The organism is Chamaesiphon sp. OTE_20_metabat_361 (genome assembly GCF_031364565.1).
On the sequence record NZ_JANLWO010000786.1, the window covers coordinates 1 to 1,931 of the forward strand.

Annotated in this window: 2 protein-coding genes; one reads left to right on the forward strand and one right to left on the reverse strand. The window is 48.9% G+C overall.

Features of this window, described 5'->3' with window-relative positions:
• Positions 1-619: serine protease (locus RMO35_RS22260; RefSeq protein ID WP_309744419.1), on the reverse strand; the 619-nt coding region annotated here is incomplete at its 3' end.
• A gap of 122 nt (positions 620-741) precedes the next feature.
• Between RMO35_RS22260 and RMO35_RS22265 the strand changes: the two genes are divergently transcribed.
• Positions 742-1,551, forward strand: a complete 810-nt coding sequence (locus tag RMO35_RS22265; protein WP_309744421.1) for a glutathione S-transferase family protein — start codon at positions 742-744, stop codon at positions 1,549-1,551.
• Positions 1,552-1,931 lie beyond the last annotated feature (380 nt).

Here is a 1,931-nt window from a genome sequence, read left to right on the forward strand (position 1 = left end):
TATAGCCCCCAGCAATGGCGATCGGTAAGATTTGCGCGATCTGAGCGTTAATAATATGTAGCCCCAAATTGACCTCTGTGGCTCCACTGTGGCGATCTTCCCCCGGATTGCCATTCTCACTCGGGAATCCTGCCGACCAGATGCGATCGCCGATTTTGGGACTAGCTGTGGCTAATTTGGCAGTGGTGTAGGTGCGATCGGGACTTTGAAAGCGGAGGATGCTCAGATCGCGATTTTGGCCGGATGGCGGTGTAATTAAAGCGGCTGCATATACTTGTCCATCGTGGGTTTGCAGTTGAAAGGGGGCATTAGTAGCTTGAATGACATGAGCATTGGTAATGGCGGTATACACCTGCTGCTGTCGCGCCAGCAACACCCCCGAACCAATATGTTCGCCATGCGCTAAAACTTTAATCGAGATGGCGCGCAGATGTTGCTGCAATCGGCGATCTTGGTTCACGCCTAGATCTGACACCACAAAAGATCGTGTCAAAAGAGTAGGGAGCAGCAGAGTCAACGTAGTAACATATAGCATGGGCACTACTCTAGCAATCCAGTAGTGCCAGGGCGGATCTCCCAATCGTTCATGTAGCGGCGGCGATGCGGAATCGGGTGGCATAAGCTTGGGCATTATAAATAAGATCGGAGTGAAAACCGTAAGCTTGTATATATGTATTTCACTGTTGATGTTCTAGGATAAATGGTAGTGCTGTTGTAAATTATGCTCGGAGAGTAAAAGCCATGCTAGAACTATATCAATTTGAATTGTCGCACTTTTCGGAAAAAGTTAGATTAGTTCTGGACTATAAAGGGTTAGCATATCGCAAAATCGAAGTTATGCCGGGGATGGGACAATTAGATTTATTTCGGATGTCCGGACAACGACAAGTTCCCGTCCTCAAAGATGGTAATAAGATCGTTGCTGACTCGACCGCGATCGCTCTCTACTTGGACAAAACTTATCCAGATCGCCCAATTATCCCAACTAATCCCCAACAAAAAGCAACTTGTTTACTGTTAGAACAGTGGGCTGATGACTCGATCGGGGTTAAGGGTCGATCGATTTTGTTGGAAAGTCTCAAAAGTAGTAGCCTGCGTACTTCTATTTTACCCGCAGGTACCCCAGATATCTTCAAAAATTTGGTTGGCTCGATTCCGACAGAGGCGATCGATCTGCTGGGATTGGGTGTGGGATTGACTCCTGACTCGATTAAAGCAGCTAAAGCCGAGATGCACCGCAGTCTCGAATCTATTTGTATGCTGCTCGCACAGAACTCTTGTGCCTATCTGATCGGCGATACGCCGACGCTGGCAGATCTGACGGTGGCGGGGTTGAGTTTGTTGCTCAAAATTCCAACTGGCCCTTATCTGAATGTGCCGTTCAATCTCAAGGGTAAAGGTATTCCGGGGTTTGCTGATAATCCTGACTATGATATCTTTTTCACTTGGCGCGATAAGTTGTATGCGGATTTCCGCAATCCACATATCCCGGATATTCGGAATAATTCGGGAGCTGCGCCTACTACTCCGACTACGATCGCGATCGATTAGTGGGTTTTGATGTTACCTGAGTTGGGGATTTTTTGTATAAAGCGGGGCGGCAAATGCTAGATATTAGTGGGTTTTGTTTCTCCTAATAGCGATCGTCTGTTGTCTCAAGCGGAGCGGCAAATGTTAGATATTAGTGAATTTCGTTTTTCCTAGCGGAGGCAGAACCCGGATCTGGGGGTTGTCTTGACGCGCTATACCTGGAGGGAACCTCCAGAGCGCGCGTCGCTCCGACCCCCAGACCCCCCGTTGAAAGCGGCTCGCGCTCCTCGGGTTCCCCGAGGGTTTAGCGAGACAAGACAGGCGGAACGCCGCCTCTCAAACTCTCCTGCGTATGGTTCGATCTGTGTGAAGCGTGGAGCGGCACTCATTCCATTCTGGAT